The 18,824-nt window shown below is 71.2% G+C and carries 18 protein-coding genes; 2 read left to right on the forward strand and 16 right to left on the reverse strand.

The annotated features are described in order from the left end of the window. Positions 1–7: 7 nt before the first annotated feature. The 8 genes from pcaC to ACFU8Q_RS02365 form a co-directional block, all read right to left on the reverse strand. Positions 8–1,561 (reverse strand): 4-carboxymuconolactone decarboxylase, encoded by a 1,554-nt coding sequence (gene pcaC, locus ACFU8Q_RS02330; RefSeq protein ID WP_384446925.1) that lies wholly within the window; start codon positions 1,559–1,561, stop codon positions 8–10. 54 nt (positions 1,562–1,615) lie between these two features. Then, positions 1,616–2,206 carry a hypothetical protein gene (locus ACFU8Q_RS02335; RefSeq protein WP_384446853.1) on the reverse strand — a complete coding sequence of 197 codons (591 nt, stop codon included), beginning with the start codon at positions 2,204–2,206 and terminating at the stop codon, positions 1,616–1,618. A 14-nt stretch (positions 2,207–2,220) separates the two neighbouring features. Next, a complete protein-coding gene (locus ACFU8Q_RS02340) occupies positions 2,221–3,384 on the reverse strand; it encodes an ROK family glucokinase (protein WP_384446855.1) in 1,164 nt (387 codons plus the stop codon). Between the two features lie 131 nt (positions 3,385–3,515). Beyond that, on the reverse strand, positions 3,516–4,376 hold the full coding sequence (locus ACFU8Q_RS02345; RefSeq protein WP_384446857.1) for an ATP-binding cassette domain-containing protein: 861 nt from the start codon (positions 4,374–4,376) through the stop codon (positions 3,516–3,518). After that, positions 4,373–5,425 (reverse strand): ABC transporter permease, encoded by a 1,053-nt coding sequence (locus ACFU8Q_RS02350; RefSeq protein ID WP_384446859.1) that lies wholly within the window; start codon positions 5,423–5,425, stop codon positions 4,373–4,375. The genes ACFU8Q_RS02345 and ACFU8Q_RS02350 overlap by 4 nt, the downstream gene beginning before the upstream one ends. After that, complete coding sequence (locus ACFU8Q_RS02355) at positions 5,422–6,405, reverse strand: sugar ABC transporter substrate-binding protein (RefSeq protein ID WP_384446861.1); 984 nt, start codon at positions 6,403–6,405, stop codon at positions 5,422–5,424. The genes ACFU8Q_RS02350 and ACFU8Q_RS02355 overlap by 4 nt, the downstream gene beginning before the upstream one ends. Before the next feature lie 194 nt (positions 6,406–6,599). Then, positions 6,600–7,610, reverse strand: coding sequence for a sugar ABC transporter substrate-binding protein (locus tag ACFU8Q_RS02360; RefSeq protein WP_384446863.1), 1,011 nt, complete (start codon positions 7,608–7,610; stop codon positions 6,600–6,602). A gap of 93 nt (positions 7,611–7,703) precedes the next feature. Further along, positions 7,704–8,462: a GntR family transcriptional regulator gene (locus tag ACFU8Q_RS02365; protein ID WP_384446865.1), complete on the reverse strand. Its 759-nt coding sequence runs from the start codon at positions 8,460–8,462 to the stop codon at positions 7,704–7,706. 137 nt (positions 8,463–8,599) lie between these two features. On the opposite strand from ACFU8Q_RS02365, the gene ACFU8Q_RS02370 reads away from it, so the two are divergent. Then, positions 8,600–9,652, forward strand: coding sequence for a Gfo/Idh/MocA family oxidoreductase (locus tag ACFU8Q_RS02370; RefSeq protein WP_384446867.1), 1,053 nt, complete (start codon positions 8,600–8,602; stop codon positions 9,650–9,652). 21 nt (positions 9,653–9,673) lie between these two features. On the opposite strand, the gene ACFU8Q_RS02375 is transcribed toward ACFU8Q_RS02370, so the two are convergent. The 8 genes from ACFU8Q_RS02375 to allB form a co-directional block, all read right to left on the reverse strand. Continuing rightward, complete coding sequence (locus tag ACFU8Q_RS02375) at positions 9,674–10,096, reverse strand: PaaI family thioesterase (protein ID WP_384446869.1); 423 nt, start codon at positions 10,094–10,096, stop codon at positions 9,674–9,676. 16 nt (positions 10,097–10,112) lie between these two features. Further along, the gene (locus tag ACFU8Q_RS02380) at positions 10,113–11,303 is read right to left on the reverse strand and encodes a cytochrome P450 (protein ID WP_384446871.1); all 1,191 of its coding nucleotides are present in this window, start codon (positions 11,301–11,303) and stop codon (positions 10,113–10,115) included. A 183-nt stretch (positions 11,304–11,486) separates the two neighbouring features. Beyond that, complete coding sequence (locus ACFU8Q_RS02385) at positions 11,487–12,704, reverse strand: sensor histidine kinase (protein WP_384446873.1); 1,218 nt, start codon at positions 12,702–12,704, stop codon at positions 11,487–11,489. Positions 12,705–12,823: 119 nt separating this feature from the next. After that, positions 12,824–13,747: a DMT family transporter gene (locus ACFU8Q_RS02390; RefSeq protein WP_384446874.1), complete on the reverse strand. Its 924-nt coding sequence runs from the start codon at positions 13,745–13,747 to the stop codon at positions 12,824–12,826. A 214-nt stretch (positions 13,748–13,961) separates the two neighbouring features. Next, positions 13,962–14,585: a dihydrofolate reductase family protein gene (locus ACFU8Q_RS02395; protein ID WP_384446876.1), complete on the reverse strand. Its 624-nt coding sequence runs from the start codon at positions 14,583–14,585 to the stop codon at positions 13,962–13,964. A gap of 162 nt (positions 14,586–14,747) precedes the next feature. Further along, positions 14,748–15,080: a putative quinol monooxygenase gene (locus ACFU8Q_RS02400; RefSeq protein ID WP_384446878.1), complete on the reverse strand. Its 333-nt coding sequence runs from the start codon at positions 15,078–15,080 to the stop codon at positions 14,748–14,750. A 67-nt stretch (positions 15,081–15,147) separates the two neighbouring features. Further along, positions 15,148–16,263, reverse strand: a complete 1,116-nt coding sequence (gene alc, locus ACFU8Q_RS02405; protein WP_384446880.1) for an allantoicase — start codon at positions 16,261–16,263, stop codon at positions 15,148–15,150. 2 nt (positions 16,264–16,265) lie between these two features. After that, complete coding sequence (gene allB, locus ACFU8Q_RS02410; protein WP_384446882.1) at positions 16,266–17,609, reverse strand: allantoinase AllB; 1,344 nt, start codon at positions 17,607–17,609, stop codon at positions 16,266–16,268. 361 nt (positions 17,610–17,970) lie between these two features. Here allB and ACFU8Q_RS02415 point away from each other — a divergent pair, with 361 nt between their 5' ends. Beyond that, a complete protein-coding gene (locus ACFU8Q_RS02415; protein ID WP_384446883.1) occupies positions 17,971–18,771 on the forward strand; it encodes an IclR family transcriptional regulator in 801 nt (266 codons plus the stop codon). The last annotated feature ends 53 nt before the right edge of the window (positions 18,772–18,824 follow it).

Genomic DNA, 18,824 nt, shown 5'->3' on the forward strand with positions numbered 1-18,824 from the left:
CATCCTGCTACGGGCGGGGCGTCGTTTCTTCCTGAATCACGGTCCGGGCGATCTCGAACGCGGCGCTCGCGGCGGGCACACCGCAGTACACGGCGCTCTGCATCAGCACCTCCTTGATCTCCGCCGGGGTGAGGCCGTTGCGCAGCGCGGCCGTGACGTGCGCGGCCAGGCTCTCCAGACGGCCCGAGGCGACCAGCGCGGTGAGCGTGACGCAGCTGCGGGTGCGGCGGTCCAGGCCCTCCCGGGTCCACACCTCGCCCCAGGCGTAGCGCGTGACGAGCTCCTGGAAGTCGCCGGTGAAGTCGTCGGAGGCGGCCAGGGTGCGGTCCACGTGGGCGTCGCCGAGCACCTCGCGGCGCACCTTCATGCCGGGCTCGTACGGGTCGGCGCGTCCGGTGGTGCCGGTCTCCGGCTGCGCGGTGGCGGCGGTGATCTCGGCGACGGGCAGCACGGGAGTGGAGAGCTGCGGTGTGAACGGCGGGACGGGAATGGCGGCGAGGGTGTCCTGCCAGGCCGTGGAGAAGTGGGTGAGGAGCAGATCGGTGACGGCTCCGGGCTGCTCGACCGGGGCGAGGTGGGAGGCGCCGGGGACGAGGGCGAGCCGGGCGTCCGGTATGCCCGCGACCAGGGTGCGGGCGTCGCCGGGCCCGGTGACCCGGTCCTCGGCACCGACCAGGACGAGGGTCGGGACGGTGATGCGGCCGAGGTCACCGCGGATGTCGAAGCCTGCGAGGGCCTCGCAGGCCGCGATGTAGCAGCCGGGGTCGGTGGTGCGGACCATCTGGACGGCCCACTCGACGATGGCGGGCTGGGCGGCGGCGAAGCCCGGGGTGAACCAGCGCTCCGGCGCGCTGCGGGCCATCGGTTCGAGGCCGTTGGTGCGGACGACCACGCCGCGCTGGCGGTATTCGTCGGCGCTGCCGAACCGGGGCGAGGCGGCGATCAGGGCGAGCGAGGCGACCCGGTGCGGGTGGCGCAGCGCGAGGTCGGCGCCGATCGCGCCGCCGAGCGAGCAGCCCGCGTATCCGAAGCGCTGAACGCCGAGCCCGTCGAGGGTGGCCAGCAGCCGGTCGGCGAGTTCGGTGACGGCGGAGGCCGGGTGGGCGGGGGCGCCGCCGTGGCCGGGAAGGTCGAAACGAAGGACCCTCCAGTGCTGGGTGAGCTCCGGTATCTGCCGGTCCCACATGTGCCAGGTGGTGCCCAGCGACGGGCCGATCACGAGGACGGGGGCGTCCTCGGGGCCGTCGAACCGGTACTGCAGCGTGTGCACGGGCAGGGCCTCTGCCTGGGCCGCGGGTGGGATCCGTACAGGAGGCACGGGAGAAACGGGAGGCACGATTGCGGCGGGCGGCACGGGAGCCGGTGTGTCGGCAGGCAGGCCCTGGTACGTCGGCTGTGCGGCGTCAGGCGCGGGGCGGCTCCGCTGGTGCACGAGCTGCGGGGCGGGTGCGGGCTGGGCGGGCTCCGGGACCGGGACGGCCTGCACGGGTTGTGGAACCGGGGCCGGGACCGCGACCGGCTGCACGGGCTGCGGGGTCTGCACGGGCTGCGGGGTATTCATGTCACTGGCGTCGCTCACTCGCTCCAGGTTAGTGAGCGGCCTGTCGGCTCCCGGTCAGGGGGTCGCCGCGGATACGACATATACGACAGGGTTCATCGGATCGGTCATGTTCACGGTGATGTCCTGATCAGGCCGCGGGTCCTTATTGGTGTGCTTGGTGCCCGCCCACTGGATGCCCGGGTCGAAGCTCCAGCCCGTGATCGCCTGGTCGCGGGAGCCGATGCTGACCTTGCCCGTCACCAGCTCGGCGCGGCCGCTGCCCATCCGGCTCAGGAACCGGTCGAGCCCGGCGGACGTGGTGCGGAACTCCACGTACATGCGGCTGGCCTTCCAGTTGTTGGTTTCGTAGTACTGGATGTCCTGCGCGTTGCCGGGCATCGGCAGCTCGAAAATCCGTCGCTGCAGCCGGGACGGCCAGCCCTCCCGGAGCCCCTGCGCGGAGGCCTCGGCCTCCTTGTTCTGGCCGGAGCGGCGGCTCTGGCCCGCGGAGATCAGCAGGTAGCCGGCCGGAATGCCGATGAGCAGCACGATGATGGTCGCCGTGATCAGACGGCGGCGGATCATCCGGCGCCGGTCCTGCGGCGGCCTTTCGTCGTCGGGCGGCGAGGACTGGCGCGGCAGGACGGGGTGCTCGACTGCGGTCATGTCTGTGGAGATCCCTAGGAGGTGCGAGTGTTGCGCGTGTTACGGATGGTGCTCGCGGCCTGGTCATAGATCTGCGCGTACCGCTCGTACCGCTCGACGCGACGACGGTTGGTACGGCGGAATCGGCGGGCCACCAGCCGGGCCAGGTCGGCGGCGCCGACCATACCTGCCTCCGGGCCGAGCTCCGCCTTCGCGATCCGGGCCTCGGGGCGGTAGCCGCGGCCGGTGAGGTGGCGCTTGAAGGCGTCCCTGGCGGGGCCGATCAGCAGATCGTCGGCGGCGCTGACGCCGCCCCCGATGACGAAGCAGGAGGGGTCGAGCGCGGCGGCCAGATTGGCGATGCCGACGCCGAGCCACTGGCCGATGTCCTGGAGGAGCTCGACGCACATCGCGTCGCCCTCACGGGCCAGTTCGGTGATCAGCGGCCCGGTGATGTCGGGGATGTTGCCCTTGACCCGCTCGATGATCCCGTGCGCCACCGGGGAGTCGGCCGCGGCCAGCTCCTTGGCCTCGCGGACGAGGGCGTTGCCGGAGCTGTACTGCTCCCAGCAGCCGCGGTTCCCGCACGGGCAGCGGTGCCCGCCGGGCACCACCTGCATGTGGCCGAACTCACCGGCGACTCCGTACTTGCCACGCTTGACCTGGCCGTCCTCCAGGATCGCGCCGCCGATGCCGGTACCGAGCGTGATCATGACGAGGTGGTCCTCGCCGCGGCCCGCCCCGAAGCGCCACTCCGCCCAGGCGGCGGTGTTGGCGTCGTTGTCGACCATGACGGGGACGACGAGGCGGGAGGCGAGGGCGTCGCGCAGCGGTTCGTCGCGCCAGGCGAGGTGCGGGGCGAACAGCACCTTGGAGCGGTCCGCGTCGACCCAGCCGGCCGCCCCGATGCCGACGGCGTGCACGTCGTGCCGGTCGGACAGGTCCAGGACCAGCTCGACGATGGTGTCCTCGACGACCTTGGGGCTCTTGGACTTGTCCGGCGTCTCGGTGCGCAACTGCTCCAGGATGTTGCCGTCGGCGTCGACGACGCCGGCCATCACCTTCGTGCCCCCGATGTCGATGCCGACGGTGGGTACCCGCGGCGCCGTGAGGTGCGAGCGCCGCTCCCTGGTGCCCACGGTCCGCAGGACGGTGGCGCGGGCGGAGCCGCGGTGTGTGAAGTCGCGGTACGTGCTCATCGTCCCTGCGGGGTCTGGGGGGCCGGGGGCGGTGCTCCCGGCGGCGGACGGCGCCCGTCGGGCTCGATTCTGCCACTGCCGGGGGCGGCGCGGTCGGCGGAACCTTCGGCCGGGTCCGCCACCGGCCCGGGCTACCGCGGGTCGTCGGTCACCGGGTGGCCGCCGAGATGGGTCGGTCCCGGGGCCCGCTCCAGCTCGTGGCCGAGCTCCTCCAGCTCGCTGCCGCCCGCCATCTGACGGGTCAGTTCGTCCAGCGTGATGCTCGACCGGGTGTGGCTGCCGGCCATGGCGCCCCGCTTGAGCAGGACGAACCGGTCACCGACGAGGTACGCGTGGTGCGGGTTGTGCGTGATGAGGACCACGCCGAGGCCGGCGTCGCGGGCGGCCGCGACGTACTTGAGGACGACCCCGGACTGCTTGACGCCGAGCGCGGCGGTCGGCTCGTCCAGGACGAGGACCTTCGCGCCGAAGTACACGGCCCGCGCGATGGCGACGCACTGGCGCTCGCCGCCGGAGAGCGTGCCGATCGGCTGGTCGACGTCGCGCAGGTCGATGCCCATGCGCAGCAGCTCGGAGCGGGTCGTCTCGCGCATCAGCCGCACGTCGAGGCGCTTGAAGGGGCCCGCGCCGGTGGTCGGCTCGGAGCCGAGGAAGAAGTTCCGCCAGACCGGCATCAGGGGGACGACGGCCAGATCCTGGTAGACCGTGGCGATGCCGCGGTCCAGCGCGTCGCGCGGGTTCGCGAGGGTGGTCTCCTCGCCGTCGACGAGGAAGGTTCCCGCGTCGTGCCGGTGCAGCCCCGCGATGATCTTGATCAGGGTGGACTTGCCGGCACCGTTGTCGCCGAGGACACAGGAGATCTCCCCCGCGTGGACCTCCAACGAGACGTCCTGGAGTGCCTTGATGTTGCCGTAGAACTTGCTGACGTGGTCCAGCTCGACGAGCGCCCGGTGGGACGTCTGCCCGTCGCCCGGTGCCTGGGGGGCCGTCATTTCGTCGCCTCCGCGCGCTTGCGTACCCATGCGTTGAGCAGGGTGGCCAGGAGCAGCATGGCTCCGAGGAAGAACTTGAACCAGTCCGGGTTCCACTCCGCGTACACGATGCCCTTGCTGGTCATGCCGAAGATGAAGGCACCGACCGCGGAGCCGATCGCGGAGCCGTAGCCGCCGGTGATCAGACAGCCGCCGATGACGGCCGCGATGATGTAGATCAGCTCGTTGCCGACGCCTTCGCCGGACTGCACCACGTCGTACGAGAACAGCAGATGCTGCCCGGAGACCCAGGCGGCGAAGGCGACCCCGAGGTAGAGCCCGATCTTGGTACGGATCACCGGGACACCGACCGCGCGGGCCGCGTCGGCCTCCCCGCCGACCGCGAAGATCCAGTTGCCGAAGCGGGTGCGGAGCAGGATCCAGGTGGCGATCGCGACGAGCACGGCCCACCACAGGATGGTGACCTTGAACTCGACGCCGCCGATGGTCCACTGCGAGGCGAAGACCTGACGGGCCGAGTCGAAGCCCTCCATGTCGCCGATGGACTTCGTCGACACCGTCCCGCTGATCAGCTTGGTGAAGCCCAGATTGAGGCCGGTCAGCATCAGGAACGTGCCGAGCGTGATGATGAAGCTCGGCAGTTTGGTACGGGTCAGCATGAAGCCGTTGAATGCCCCGATGGCCAGCGTGACCAGCAGCGACACCAGGACGCCGACCCAGACGTTGGCCGTCATCTGGTAGCTGAACATCGACGAGATCAGCGCGGAACTGGTGACCAGGACACCGGCGGAGAGGTCGAACTCACCACCGATCATCAGCAGCGCCACCGGCGCGGCCATGATCCCGATGGTGGAGGCCGCGTACAGCACCGTGCCGAGGCTGGAGGCGCGCAGGAAGCTTTCGGCGACGATCGAGAAGAAGATGAAGACGGCCGCGGCGCCGACCACCGAGCCGAGCTCGGGGCGGCCGAGCAGTCTGCGCAACGGTGAGGTGCGCAGCAGCCGCTCGTCGGCCGCGGCCGGGGCGGGTGGGCCGGTGACGGTGCTCATCGGGTCCCCCGCTTCGTGTATTCCGCCAGCTCGGCGGCGTCCTTCGAGGTGATGATCTGCGGTCCGGTGAGGACCGGGCGGCCGCCGCCGAGCACATTGCGGTTGTAGCGGTAGAGCCAGAGCAGGTCGACGGCCTCGTACCCCTGGAGATAGGGCTGCTGGTCGACAGCGAAGCCGAGGCTCTTGTCCTGGAGGGCGGTGACCACCTTGGCGTTCAGGTCGAAGGTGTCGATCTCGGCCTTGCTGCCCGCGGTCTTCTTGGCCTTGACGGCGGCGTCCGCGAACGGCGCCCCGAGGGTGACGACCGCGTCGATACCCTTGTCGGCCTGGAGCTTCGCCTCGATGGACGCCTGGACGTCGGGCATGTTGGTGCCCTCGACGTACAGGTTCTGCATCTGCCCGTCGAAGGTCTTCTTCGCTCCGGCGCAGCGCTGCTCGTGACCGACGTTGCCCTGCTCGTGCAGGATGCACAGGGCCTTCTTGCGGCCGCGGGCGTTGAGCTCGTCGCCGACCGCCTCGCCCGCGATGGACTCGTCCTGGCCGATGTGGGTGAGCGCGCCGAACTGCTTGGACTCCGCGGAGCCCGAGTTCACCGTGATCACCGGGATGCCGGCCTTGGTGGCCTTGGCGACGACGTCCTTCATCGCGTCGGGCTTGGCGAGCGTGACGATCAGCCCGTCGACCTTCTGGTCGATGGCGGCCTGGACGAGCTGGGCCTGCTGCTGCGCCTCGTCGTTGTGCGAGTACAGGAACTTGATGTTGTCCTTGACGGCCGCCTGCTTCGCACCGCTCTGGACGATGTCCCAGAAGGTGTCGCCGTCACCCGAGTGGGTGACCATGGCGAAGGTCCAGCGGGGCGTGGTCACCGCGGACCGGCCCTCGGCGGCAGCCCGGGCCGCGCGCTCCTCCGCCCGCTTGCCGCCGGTGCTGCTGCATCCCACGAGGGATGCCCCCAGCACCGCCGCAAGCACGGCGCCCATCGCACGTACCCCTGTCCGAACCCTTGCCACGACGCCGTGCCCTTCTTGTGCTGCTCGCTGTGCTCTTTGGTGGGGCCGGGGACGATTCACGCCCCGCCCGGCTGCCCAAGTATCCCCGAGCCGCCGACGGCGCCTCCCGGCAGGGGCGGGCCGGGTACGTGGGCACCGGGTGTGCGCGGCCGTGCGCGGGAGGGTCATCGGGTGCCGCGCGCGGTGTATTCCTCCAGCTGCGGTACGTCGTCGGCGGTGACGATCGCCGGGCCGGTGAGTACGGGCTTTCCGCCGCCGATGACGTTTCCGTTGGTCTTGTTCAGCCACAGTTCGTCGACGGCGAGATAGCCCTGCAGGTAGGGCTGCTGGTCGACGGCGAAGCCGACCTCCTGGGCCTTCAGCCGCTTGACGACCTCGGCGTTCAGATCGAAGGTGTCGACCTCGGCGCGGCTGCCGGCGCCCTCCTTGGCCTTGACGGAGGCGGCGGCGAAGGGGGCGCCGAGGGTGACGATCGCGTCGATGCCCTTGTCGGCCTGGAGCTTCGCCTCGATCGACGAGGTGGAGGCGGGCATGTTGGTGCCCTCGACGTTGAGGTTCTCGACGGTGCCCCCGAAGGTCTTCCGCACCCCGGCGCAGCGCTCCTCCAACGAGACGTTGCCCTGCTCGTGGACGACGCAGACGGCCTTCTTGCGGCTGCGTGTGTTGAGCTCCTCGCCGACGGCCTCGCCCGCGACCTTCTCGTCCTGTCCGATGTGTCCGAGCGCGCCGATCTCCCGGGAGAACTGCGCGCCCGAGTTGATGGTCACGACGGGTATGCCGGCCTTCACCGCCTTGGCGACGACGTCCTTGACCGCTTCCGGCTTGGCGAGGGTGACAACGATGCCGTCGACCTTCTTGTCGATGGCGGCCTGGACCAGCTGGGCCTGTTCCTTGCCCTCCTTGTTCGCCGAGTACAGGAACTCGACGTTGTCCTTGGCTGCGGCCTGTTTCGCGCCGCTCTGCACGATGTCCCAGAAGGTGTCCCCCTCCCCCGAGTGCGTGACCATCGCGATCTTCATCCGCGGGGTGGTGGCCGCTCTGCCTCCGCCGCTGCCGCTGCCCTGGGGCTTCTCCGCGGCGCGCTCGCCGCCGGAGCTGCTGCATCCGCCGATGGTGAGGCCGATGCCGATGGCGGCCGCGGCGATCAGGGTTGCTGCCTTGCGAGGGGTACGCATGGTGGGTCCGCCTTCTCTCCCGGCCGCCCGAGTGCGGCTGGGTGAGTTCTAGCGGCGGGCGTACGAGACGTCAACGGGGCCGTGCGGCCGTGGTCACCGGACGAGCAGCTGGAATTCGAAGGAGTAGCGCGAGGCCCGGTAGATGTGGGAGCCGAACTCGACCGCGCGGCCGGTGTCGTCGAAGGTGGTGCGCTCCATCGTCAGCACGGCGGCCCCTTCCGTCTCGGCGAGTACGGCCGCCTCCTCGGCGGTGGCGAGCCGGGCACCGACGGTCTGGCGGGCGCTGTGCAGGGTGATGCCGGCGCCCCGCATCATCCGGTAGAGGCCGGTGGTCTCCAGCCGTCCGGTGGCGAGGTCGACGATCCCGAGGGGCACGTGGTTGCGCAGGAGTGCCAGCGGCTCGTCGTGCGCGTACCGCAGCCGTTCGACGAGGTGTACGTCGGTGCCGGCCGCGATTCCGAGGGCGTCGGCCACGTCGGCCCCGGCGGTTTCGACGGTGTTGCGCAGGACGCGGGTCGTGGGGTGCCCGCCCGCCGCCTCCAGGTCGTCGTACAGGCTGCTCAGTTCGAGCGGGCGGCGGACCCTGCTGTGCACGACCTGGGTGCCGACGCCGCGGCGGCGGACCATCAGGCCCTTGTCGACCAGTGACTGGATGGCCTGGCGGACGGTGGGCCGGGACAGGCCCAGCCGGGCCGCGAGCTCGATCTCGTTGCCGAGGAGGCTGCCGGGGGCGAGCCGGCCCTGCTCGATGGCCGCTTCCAGCTGCTGGGCCAGCTGGTAGTACAGCGGAACCGGGCTGGTGCGGTCCACGCCGAGCTCGAGCGCGGCGGGGTCGGGGGTGGGTTCGGGCACGCGTGGAGGGTAACCCCCGCGTCAGAACCTCCGGTAGTCAGGTCGTTCTGTTGTCCGGACAGCATGAACACCGAACAAGCCGCCCCTTGTCAGGACATATGGTTGACAGCGCAGCCCGGGGGCGTCACGTTGGGTCCATGCGCATCGGACTCATCGGCACCGGCCGGATCGGTTCCTTCCACGCGGGCGTGCTGGCCCGCCATCCCGAGGTGGACGCCCTGGTGGTGACGGACACCGACCGGGCGCGGGCGGCCGAGGTCGCGGACCGCGTCGGCGCGACGGCCGCGGACAGCGCCGCCGAGGTGTTCGGCGCGGGTGTGGACGCCGTGGTGATCGCCTCGGCCACGTCTGCGCACGCGGAGCTGATCGGGCAGGCCGCGCGGGCGGGACTGCCCGCGTTCTGCGAGAAGCCGATCGCCCTGGACCTGCCGGGGACGCTGAGCGCGCTGCGCGCGGTCGAACGGGCGGGAAGCATCCTCCAGCTGGGCTTCATGCGCAGGTTCGACGCCGGGTACGGGGCGGCGCGCGCCGCCGTGCGGGCGGGAGCGCTGGGCCGGCTGCACACCGTGCGGGCGATGACGATGGACCCCGCGCCGCCGCCCGCCGCGTATCTGCCGCTCTCCGGGGGGCTGTACCGGGACTGTCTGGTCCATGACTTCGACATGCTGCGGTGGGTGACGGGCCGTGAGGTGACCGAGGTGTACGCCACCGGATCGGACGCCGGGCCCGAGATGTTCCGGGCGGCCGGCGACGTCGACACGGCGGCGGCCCTGCTCACTCTCGACGACGGCACCCTGGTCACGGCGACGGCCACCCGCTGCAACGGCGCCGGTTACGACGTACGGATGGAGCTGGCGGGCGAGCTCGGCCAGATCACGGTCGGCCTGGACGACCGTACGCCGGTCACCTCGGCCGAGCCGCAGGGCCCCGCCGCACCGCACAGCCCCTGGCCCGGCTTCCTGGAGCGGTTCGCCCCGGCGTACGAGGCGGAACTGGACGCGTTCGTACGGCTGGTGCGGGGCGCGCTGCCCAATCCGTGCGACGGCCGGGAGGCGTGGTACGCGCTGCTGATCGCGGAGGCGTGCGAGGTGTCCCGCCGCGAACGGCGCCCCGTGGAGATCGCGGAGGTCGCGAAGATCGCCGGGAGTGCCGCGGCACGTCCGGCGGAATCGGCCCGCCCCTCCTCGTGAACCGGCGGCATGCCGGGCGGTTCACGAGGACGACGTGGCGGACAGTACGGTGCCCTGCGCGACCGCGCAGAGCGTCCTCACCCCGTCCTCGCCCGCGGCGAACAGCTCACAGCGGACCACGGCCTGGCGGCGGCCGGTGTGCACGACGTCGGCGTGGGCGACGAGGGTGCGGCCGGTGGCGGGCCGGATGTACTGGATGGAGAAGCCGCCGGTCAGTACGGCCGGGCCGAGCGTCGTCCCGGCGGCGAAGGTGATCGAGTTGTCGGCGGCGTAGGCCAGGACTCCGCCGTGCAGAAAGCCGTTCTGTTGCTGGAGTTCCTGCCGGATGTCCACTTCGAGGGTGGCCGCGCCGTCCCCGAAGGCGGTGATCCGTGCCCCGACGAGCCCGCTGAACGGCTGGTTGTCGAGAACCTTCTGTGCCATCTGCAAGTCAAGTCCGGTCATGACAAGCGTTCTTACCTCACCAGCGGACGGGCAGTCGACGCACCCCTCGGATCAGGAGTCCGGGAATCCAGTCGAACTCGCTCGCGTCCGCGTCCAGAACGAGGCCGGGGCACCGTTCCAGCAGCGTACGGATCGCGATCCGGCCCTCCATCCGGGCCAGTGGGGCACCCATGCAGAAGTGGCTGCCGTGCCCGAAGGCCAGATGCCCCTGGGCGTCGCGGCGGATGTCGAAGGTGTCCGCTCGCGCGTAGCGGCCGTGGTCGTGGTCGGCGCCCGCCAGGGAGACGAGAACCGGCTCGCCCGCCGGGATGACCCGGTCCCCGATCTCGATCTGTTCACGCGGGTAGCGGAACGTGGCGGTCTCCACCGGGCCCTCGTAGCGCAGCATCTCCTCGACCGCGCCGTCGATCAGGCCGGAGTCGGCTCGCAGGGCGGCCAGTTGCTCCGGGTGCTCGAGCAGTGCGCGTACCCCGTTGACGATCAGGTTGACCGTGGTCTCGTGGCCGGCGACGAGCAGCAGGAACGCCATGCCCACGAGCTCGTCGGGGGAGAGTCCGTCCCCCTCCTCGTCGCGGGTCCGGACCAGCGCACTCATCAGGTCGTCACCGGGTGAGCAGCGCTTGTCCTCGATGAGTTCGGCGAGATACTCCCCCATGGCGGCCACCGTCTCGGCCGCCTCCTGCGGTGTGGCCGGATGGATGACGCCGTTCGACAGCCGGCGGAACACCTCGCGGTCCAGGTCCGGCACGCCGATCAGTTCGCAGATGACGGTCATGGGCAAGGGGAAGGCGAGCGCGTCGACGAGATCGGCGTGCCCCGACGGCACCATCGCGTCGAGGAGTTCGTCGGTGATCTGCTGGACGCGCGGGCGCAGGGCCTCGACCCGGCGGGCGGTGAACTCCCTGGCGACGAGTTTGCGCAGCCGGGTGTGGTGGGGTGCGTCGAGCTCCAGCATGTTGGCGAAGATCGGGGCGCTCTCGGCGGGCGCGCCGGGCAGGCCGCGCCAGTCCTTGCCGAGCCGCTGATCGGCAAGGGCCGCGCGGGCCTCGTCGTACCCCACCACGAGCCAGACCCGCTCGATGTCGTCGGTGCGGACGGTGTGCACGGGACCCGCGGCGCGCAGCTTCGCGTAGTACGGATACGGATTCGCTGTGAAGTCCTCGAGCCCGCGCAGATCGACATCGACACGGCCACTGGCATCGGACATGGGATCGCCCCTCCCGGTCTGAACGGCTCGATCGTCTCGGACCGACCGGCTCAGCCTATGCCGCCGGTTTCCGCACCGCCGTTGTCGACCGGGCCCGCGTCCTGCGCCGACGGCGCGATCCGGCCACGGCTGTCGACGTCGATGCCGTTGCGGGCCGTCCGACCGCCGGCGCAACCACGGCGGTCAGGGCTGCCACGGCAGCCAGGCCCGGATGCCGAAGCCGCCGTCCGGCTCGGGCCCGTGGTCGAGGCGGCCGTCGGCCAGAGTGGCGCGTTCCGTGAGGCCGATGAGTCCCTGGCCGGAACCGGGGACCTGCTCGAACGGTGCGGTGGGCGCCGGATTGCGTACATCGATGGCGAGCCCGTCGCCGGGGCCGCCGGTGACGGTGACGGTGACCTCGGCGCCGGGCGCGTGTTTACGGGCGTTGGTCAGGCCCTCCTGGGCAATGCGGTACACCGTGCGGCCGGTGGCGGCGGGGGCCGCGGCGGGGTCGGTGACGCGGTTGTCGAGGGTGACCTTCATGCCGGCCTGACGGGATTCGGCGATCAGTGAGCCCAGAGTGGCAAGGGTGGGCTGCGGCCGGTGGCCGTCGCTCTCGCCGGGGCTGCGCAGGACGCCGATGATCTCGCGGAGGTCCTGGAGCGCGTCGTGCGCGCTGTCCCGGATGACACCGGCGGCCCGCGCCACCTCGGCCGGGGGCGCGTCGGGGCGGAATTCGAGGGCGCCGGCATGGACGCTGAGGAGGGTCAGCCGGTGGGCGAGGACGTCGTGCATCTCCCGGGCGATGGCCTCTCGGGCCAGCCGCTGCGCCTGCTCGGCCCGGAGCCCGGCCTCGGCCTCGGCCCGCCGGGCCCGCTCGCGGAGCGTGACGACGAGCTGGCGCCTGGACCGTACGACCATGCCCCAGCTGAGCACCAGCAGGGGCAGCAGCACCCCGATGATCGTCGACTCGACGAGTGAGCTGCCCGGGTCGGGGCGCAGGTACGGCTGTACGGGCGCGGTGACCAGGGCGAGCGCCCCGATGACCGCCACCGGGCGGAACGGCCGGTGCACGGCGACGCTGAACAGGGCCACGAGCATGGCCCCCGCGGCAACCGGCTCGACGGTGGAGAGCAGGATCAGGCCCACCGCGAGCCCGACCGGCCACCGCCGCCGCGCCCACAGGGAGCAGCAGGCGGCCGCGCCGACCAGGGAGTCGACGAGGACGATGCCGTCGGAGAGGGCGCGGTCGGCGTCGATCGACGCCGCCGCGAGCAGCCCGATTCCTGCCGCGAAGAGGAATGCGGTGATGTCGACGGCCCAGTCCCGCACGGTGCGCCGGGAGCGGCCGCCCCGGTCGCCGGGCAGCTCGGGGTCGGCCATCGCCGAGGGCAGCAGCCAGGAGTACTCCGTACGCGTCATGCGACAAAAGTACCCAGGCCGGGCGCGAGCCCGGGGCGTTCCGGCGCGGACGACGCCCCGGAGTCGCGGGGCCGGGACGTCCGGCGCAGCGAAGTCGTCCAGTGGCCTGGGTCGCTCCGTCAGGGAGCGACCGGAGTCACCGCCCGACGACCCCAGCCGGTGCCGGCCAGGACCAGCACCGCGCCCACCGCGCCGAGGACGCCGAGCCGCTCACCGCCGACCGCGATGCCCACGGCGGCGGCCCACAGCGGTTCCGTACCGAGCAGCAGGCTGACCCGGGACGGCGAGGTGCGGCGCACGGACCACATCTGCACGAAAAAGGCGAAGAGCGTGCAGAAGACGGAGAGGAAGAGCAGCCCGCCCCATTCCCGGACGCCGAACCCGGCGGCCACCGTCCACGGCGCCTCACCGGTGCCGGGTACGGCGGCGAGCAGCGCGAAGACGGCGACCGCGCTGCCGAGCTGGACCGTGGTCAGCGACAGCGAGTCCGCTCCCCGCACCGACTTGATGCGGGCCATCAGCAGCACGTGCACGGTACGGGCGAGGGCGGCCAGCAGCATCAGCAGATCGCCCGCCGACGGGCTGGTGAACCCACCGCCCTGGGTCAGCAGCGCCACACCGGCCACCGACAGCGCGGCGGCGCCGAGAAAGGCCCTGGGCGGCCGGACACGGTTCACGACGGCCTCGGCGAGCGGCGTGAAGATCATGGTGAGGCTGATGATGAGCCCGGCGTTGGTCGCCGAGGTGTGCACGACGCCGTACGTCTCCACCAGGAAGATCCCGCTGAGGACCAGGCCCAGCAGCCCCGCCCCGCGCCATTGCGCCGCGCCGAGCGCCCGCAGCCTGCGCCGGCCGGCCACGGCCAGCACCGGCAGCACGACGGCGAAGCGCAGCACGAGGACGGCGACGACGGTCTGCGTGGTGGTGATGCCCTTGGCCGCGAGGTAGCTGGAACCCCAGACGACGGCCACGAGCAGGACGGGCAGATCGGTGAGCCAGGCGCGGCGGGACGGGGCGAGAGCGGGCACGGCGATCGAGGACACCTGGCTGGTTCTCCTGGTTCTCCACGGCGCGTTCTCCGCAGCCGGTTCCCGTCGCGGGAAGGCCGCGGGAAGGGCACACGAACGATGCGGGCACGATGTGGAGACCTCGATGGCTCACACGCGGAGCGATCACCGTACCGGGCAGTACCCGGTCCCGGGAATACCCGTCTCAGCTGCTGTGCCCCGCCGCGGATGACCGCGACGGGGCCGTGTCTCACTCGTCGAGGGCGAAGGATCCGAACCGGGCCCGGCCGGTGGGCCGGTAGGTGTGGATCGAGATGCCGTTGGGCGTCGTGCGCGCCCCGGTCTGTTCGAAGGACGTCGGCAGCCCGCCGTCCGGGAAGAGCCGGCGGCCCCGGCCGAGCACGACCGGGTAGACGAGGAGGTTGTACTCGTCGATCAGGTCGTGCGCCATCAGGGAGCGGGCGAGGGCGCCGCTGCCGTGGATCTGGAGTTCGCCGCCCTCCGTCCGCTCCTTGACCCGGGCGACTTCCGCGGCGACGTCCGTGGAGATGATGGTCGTGTTCTGCCAGTCCGGTTTCTCCAGTGTGGTCGACACGACGTACTTGGGATACCTGTTGAGGCGGCCGGCGACCGGGTCCTCGGGATCGGTCACCTTGGGCCAGTGCGCGGCGAAGATGTCGTACGTACGACGGCCCAGCAGGAACGCAGCCACCCGGTCGAACACCTCGGTCATGAACTGATTCATGCCCTCGTCCGCGAACGGCACGAGCCAGCCGCCGTACTCGAACCCACCACTGGTGTCCTCGTCGGGGGTGCCCGGCGCCTGCATGACGCCGTCGAGGGAGAGGAATGTGGTGAGGGTCAGCTTCGCCATGATCATTCTCCTGGTCCGGAAACAGTCGCTTCCCTCTTGTGACCTCACTTCTGCCCGGAACTCATCGGCCCGCCCGACGGGACCGCCGGTCCCGGGCGCGGCGGACAGCCGTCCGAACGGCCGCGCACAGGGGGCCGCCGCGCGGCATCCCGGAGGTACCGGTCACCGCGAGCCGCGCGGCGCGAGTTCCGTCATCCGGGACCAACCCTCGCCCGGCACCTCGACGTTGATGATCTCCGGAGCCTCGGCGACGAGATCCGCCATCCGGTCCATCGCCGCCGCGAAGTGCTCCGACTTCACATGGGCCTCGCCCGCCTCCGGGGAGGCGAAGGCTTCCAGCAGGACGAATTGGTACGGGTTCTCGACGCTGTACGACCACTCGAAGAACAGATTGCCGGGCTCGTTCCGGGTGGCGAGGGTGAAGTCCTCGACGGCCGGGAGCCAGTTGTCGCGTTCGGCGCTGTGGACGGTGAATTTGACGGCGATGAAGATCATGCCGCCAGGTTCCCATATGCCATGGATACGGACAGATCAGACGCACCCGGAAGACGCCGGACAGACCCTAACCGCCGAGTTCGCGGTGGCGCGCGGCCAACCGGGTTGCACCCTCCTCGGTCGGTGACCCGAACAGTCGCAGCCGGGAAATGCCACCGTCCGGGAAGATGTCGATCCGGACGTGTGTGGCCCGAACCGCGTCCAGCAGGACGAAGCGGTGGTTCGTGTCGGGCTGCAGCCGGGTCCGGGGCAGCACCTCGGTCCAGTCGCCGTTCTCCCCGTCACGGGCGGAAAGGCTCGCCCAGCCCGCCGAGTTGCCCTTCAGATACGCGGTGTCGATCTCCACGGCACGGATCTCCGCCTGCTCGACGAGGCGGTAGCGGATCCAGTCGTTTCCCTTGTCGCGCCGGCGCCGGGTCTCCCAGCCGTCGTCCATCTTGCGGGACCGGCCCGGCTGGATGGTGTTGGTGGCCGGCGAGTAGAAGCGGTCGGAGGCGTCCTCGACCAGGCCGCCGTTCTCCAGGGCGACCAGGTCGAAGGTGCCGAGTGCGGCCAGCCAGTCCGGGTCGGGGGTGACCTCGCCGTACACCCGGAGCCGGGCTATCCCGCCGTCGGGGTGCTGATTGACCCGTAGATGGGTGACGCGCTGCTCGGCCGCGACGACGAACCCATTGGCCGCGTGTCCGCCAACGGCCGTACGCGGTACGAGCGTTGTCCACTTCACTCCGGGCGCGAGGAGTTCCTCGGGTGACGGGGAGCCGAGGACGCAGGCCGCCTCGACCGAGACCGCCTGCGGGTAGTTGCCGCGGAAGTGGGCGGTGTCGACGACGATGCCGCGTACGACTCCGGGCGCGCCGAGCCGTACCAGCGCCCAGTCGTGGTCCTCGTCCGTGGGGTGCGGCCGGTCGGCGCCCGCGCCGCGACGGCGGCGGGTCTCCCAGCCGTCCATGATCTTGCCCTTGTGGCCGAAGCGTTCGGGGTCGAACTCGGCGGGTTCCGGCTTCAGCAGGTTCTCGCGCTCGGCGAAGAACTCGTCGTTGGCGGCGATCACCCCGGCGCCGAGCCGCCGGTCGGCGAGATCGACGAGGCCGATGAAGGGGAGGTCGGCGGTGCGGTAGTCGGCGTACGGGTCGCCGCCGCCGTACGGGTTCGCGTCGCCGGTGAAGCGGGCTGTCGCCGTCATGGTCACTGATTCCTTTCGAGGAGGCGGCCGGTGGGTTCGCCGACCGTGCCGTCCGCCGCGATCCGCCGCCCGCGCAGCCAGGTCGACTTCACGACGCCGTGCAGGGTCTTGCCGGCGTAGGCGGTGACCTGATTGCGGTGAAAGAGCTCTGCGGGATCGACGGTGAAGGTCTCGTCGGGGGCGAGGACCGCGAAGTCGGCGTCGCGGCCGGCCTCGATGGCACCCTTGCGGCTCAGCCCGGCCAGTTCGGCGGGGGCGGCGGACATCCAGCGGACGACGTCGTCGAGCGAGTGGCCGCGCCTGCGGGCCTCGGTCCAGATGGCGGGGAGGCCCAGCTGGAGGGAGGAGATACCGCCCCACGCGGAGGCGAAGTCCGGCGTCTTGAGATCCACGGTGCACGGCGAGTGGTCCGAGACGATGCAGTCGATCGTCCCGTCGGCCAGGCCCTCCCACAGCGCGTCCTGGTTGGCGGCCTCCCGGATCGGCGGGCAGCACTTGAACTCCGTCGCGCCGTCCGGGACTTCCTCGGCGGTGAGGGTGAGGAAGTGCGGGCAGGACTCGACGGTGACCCGTACGCCCTCGCGCTTGGCGGCGGCGATCATCGGCAGCGCGTCACTGGAGGACAGGTGCAGCACATGGACCCGGGCGTTCAGGCGCCTGGCGTGCGCGATGAGTCCCTCGATCGCGGTGTTCTCGGCGTCCCGGGGCCGGGAAGCGAGAAAGTCGGCGTACGCGGGCCCGCTGCACTGGGGGGCGGAGGCCAGATGGCGCGGGTCCTCGGCGTGCACGATCAGCAGCCCGCCGAAGCCGGAGATCTCGGCCATGGACCGGGCCAGCTGCTCCTGGTCGAGCTCGGGGAACTCTTCGACGCCGGAGGGCGAGAGGAAGCACTTGAAACCGAAGACGCCGGCCTCGTGCAGCGGACGCAGGTCCTTGACGTTGGACGGGATCGCCCCGCCCCAGAATCCGGTGTCGATGTGCGCCTTGGGGGCTGCCACCTGCTGCTTGGTGCGCAGATGCGGGACCGTGGTGGTCGGCGGGAGGGAGTTGAGCGGCATGTCGAGCAGGGTCGTGATGCCGCCTGCCGCCGCGGCGCGGGTGGCGGTGTGGAAGCCCTCCCAAGCGGTGCGCCCCGGGTCGTTCACGTGGACATGGGTGTCGACGAGTCCGGGCAACAGGACGTCGGCACCGAAGTCCTCCAGCCGGGCGCCGGCCGGCACCTCGGCGTCGTACGGCAGGACGGCGTCGATTCTCCCCTCGGCGACGGCGACCGCTGCGGGGCGCGTCCCGTCCGGGGTGACGACACGCGTCGAGCGCAGTACCAGTTTCACGTCCGCACCGGACACCCGTGCTCCTCACTTCGGACATTCGACCACTGACAAATTCAACGAACTGTTGAAGGAGTCTTCACTCGGGATTCGGGCCCGTCAAGACCCCACTTTCCTCGTTCGACGGCAGGTGGACCACCCCTGGCCACGACTGGAGGTTTCCACAAAGTAAAAGACCAATTTCGGAGAGCGGAACGTAACATGGAACCAGTGCGGCACCGCAGAATGACCCCGCCGACTGCAGACACCGGGACAAACGGGCTCTGACCGGCAAGGACGCCGCACCCGGAGCAGTGCGCCGATCGGGAACCGACCGGTAGTCTGCTGGGTGCCTCGCCCGGCGAGGCACCCGCTCTTCCGCCTCGAAAGGACCGTTGACGTGCCGTCGTCCCACGCCAGCACATCCGACTCCAAGCCCGCCGCTTCCAGCGGCGGCGTGCAGTCCCTTGAGCGCGCCTTCGATCTGCTGGAGCGGATGGCGGATGCCGGGGGCGAGGTCGGGCTGAGCGAACTCTCCGCGAGCAGCGGCCTTCCGCTGCCGACCATCCATCGCCTGATGCGCACGCTGGTGGTGTGCGGATACGTGCGCCAGCAGCCGAACCGGCGCTATGCGCTCGGCCCACGCCTGATCCGGCTCGGCGAGTCCGCCTCCCGGCTGCTCGGCACCTGGGCCCGCCCGTACCTCGCGCGCCTGGTCGAGGAGACCGGCGAGACCGCGAACATGGCGCTGCTCGACGGCGACGAGATCGTGTACGTGGCGCAGGTGCCGTCCAAGCACTCGATGCGCATGTTCACCGAGGTGGGCCGCCGGGTGCTTCCCCACTCCACGGGCGTCGGCAAGGCGCTGCTGGCGCACACGCCTCCGGAAGAGGTACGGGCCCTGCTCGCCCGCACCGGAATGCCTGCCGCCACCGAGAAGACGATCACCACCCCGGACGATTTCCTCGACGCGCTGGAGCAGGTCCGCAGGGTCGGCTACGCGGTCGACGACAACGAGCAGGAGATCGGGGTGCGCTGCCTGGCGGTCTCCGTACCCAACTCCCCCACGTCGGCCGCGATTTCGATCTCGGGCCCGGCGGGCCGGGTGACGGATGCGGCGACGGAGCGGATCGTGCCGATCCTGCAGCAGGCCGCGAAGGAGCTGTCCGACGCACTGGCCAGCAACGGCTCCACCGGCTGAGTCACGCCGCCGCAACCGGGCCCCGGCCGTCGCGCTTCAGGAGCGCGGCGGCG

The sequence above is a fragment of the Streptomyces sp. NPDC057543 genome, assembly GCF_042801895.1.
Taxonomy (GTDB): domain Bacteria; phylum Actinomycetota; class Actinomycetes; order Streptomycetales; family Streptomycetaceae; genus Streptomyces.

Coding starts and splice junctions, on each gene's coding strand:
- ACFU8Q_RS02355 (WP_384446861.1), bottom strand. CDS start 6,405: ATGGGCGCCGTGCTTGCGGCGGTGCTGGGGGCATCCCTCGTGGGATGC.
- ACFU8Q_RS02345 (WP_384446857.1), bottom strand. CDS start 4,376: ATGACGGCCCCCCAGGCACCGGGCGACGGGCAGACGTCCCACCGGGCG.
- ACFU8Q_RS02375 (WP_384446869.1), bottom strand. CDS start 10,096: ATGACCGGACTTGACTTGCAGATGGCACAGAAGGTTCTCGACAACCAG.
- ACFU8Q_RS02380 (WP_384446871.1), bottom strand. CDS start 11,303: ATGTCCGATGCCAGTGGCCGTGTCGATGTCGATCTGCGCGGGCTCGAG.
- ACFU8Q_RS02370 (WP_384446867.1), top strand. CDS start 8,600: ATGCGCATCGGACTCATCGGCACCGGCCGGATCGGTTCCTTCCACGCG.
- ACFU8Q_RS02360 (WP_384446863.1), bottom strand. CDS start 7,610: ATGCGTACCCCTCGCAAGGCAGCAACCCTGATCGCCGCGGCCGCCATC.
- ACFU8Q_RS02335 (WP_384446853.1), bottom strand. CDS start 2,206: ATGACCGCAGTCGAGCACCCCGTCCTGCCGCGCCAGTCCTCGCCGCCC.
- ACFU8Q_RS02340 (WP_384446855.1), bottom strand. CDS start 3,384: ATGAGCACGTACCGCGACTTCACACACCGCGGCTCCGCCCGCGCCACC.
- ACFU8Q_RS02350 (WP_384446859.1), bottom strand. CDS start 5,425: ATGAGCACCGTCACCGGCCCACCCGCCCCGGCCGCGGCCGACGAGCGG.
- ACFU8Q_RS02400 (WP_384446878.1), bottom strand. CDS start 15,080: ATGATCTTCATCGCCGTCAAATTCACCGTCCACAGCGCCGAACGCGAC.
- ACFU8Q_RS02385 (WP_384446873.1), bottom strand. CDS start 12,704: ATGACGCGTACGGAGTACTCCTGGCTGCTGCCCTCGGCGATGGCCGAC.
- alc (WP_384446880.1), bottom strand. CDS start 16,263: ATGACGGCGACAGCCCGCTTCACCGGCGACGCGAACCCGTACGGCGGC.
- pcaC (WP_384446925.1), bottom strand. CDS start 1,561: ATGAATACCCCGCAGCCCGTGCAGACCCCGCAGCCCGTGCAGCCGGTC.
- ACFU8Q_RS02395 (WP_384446876.1), bottom strand. CDS start 14,585: ATGGCGAAGCTGACCCTCACCACATTCCTCTCCCTCGACGGCGTCATG.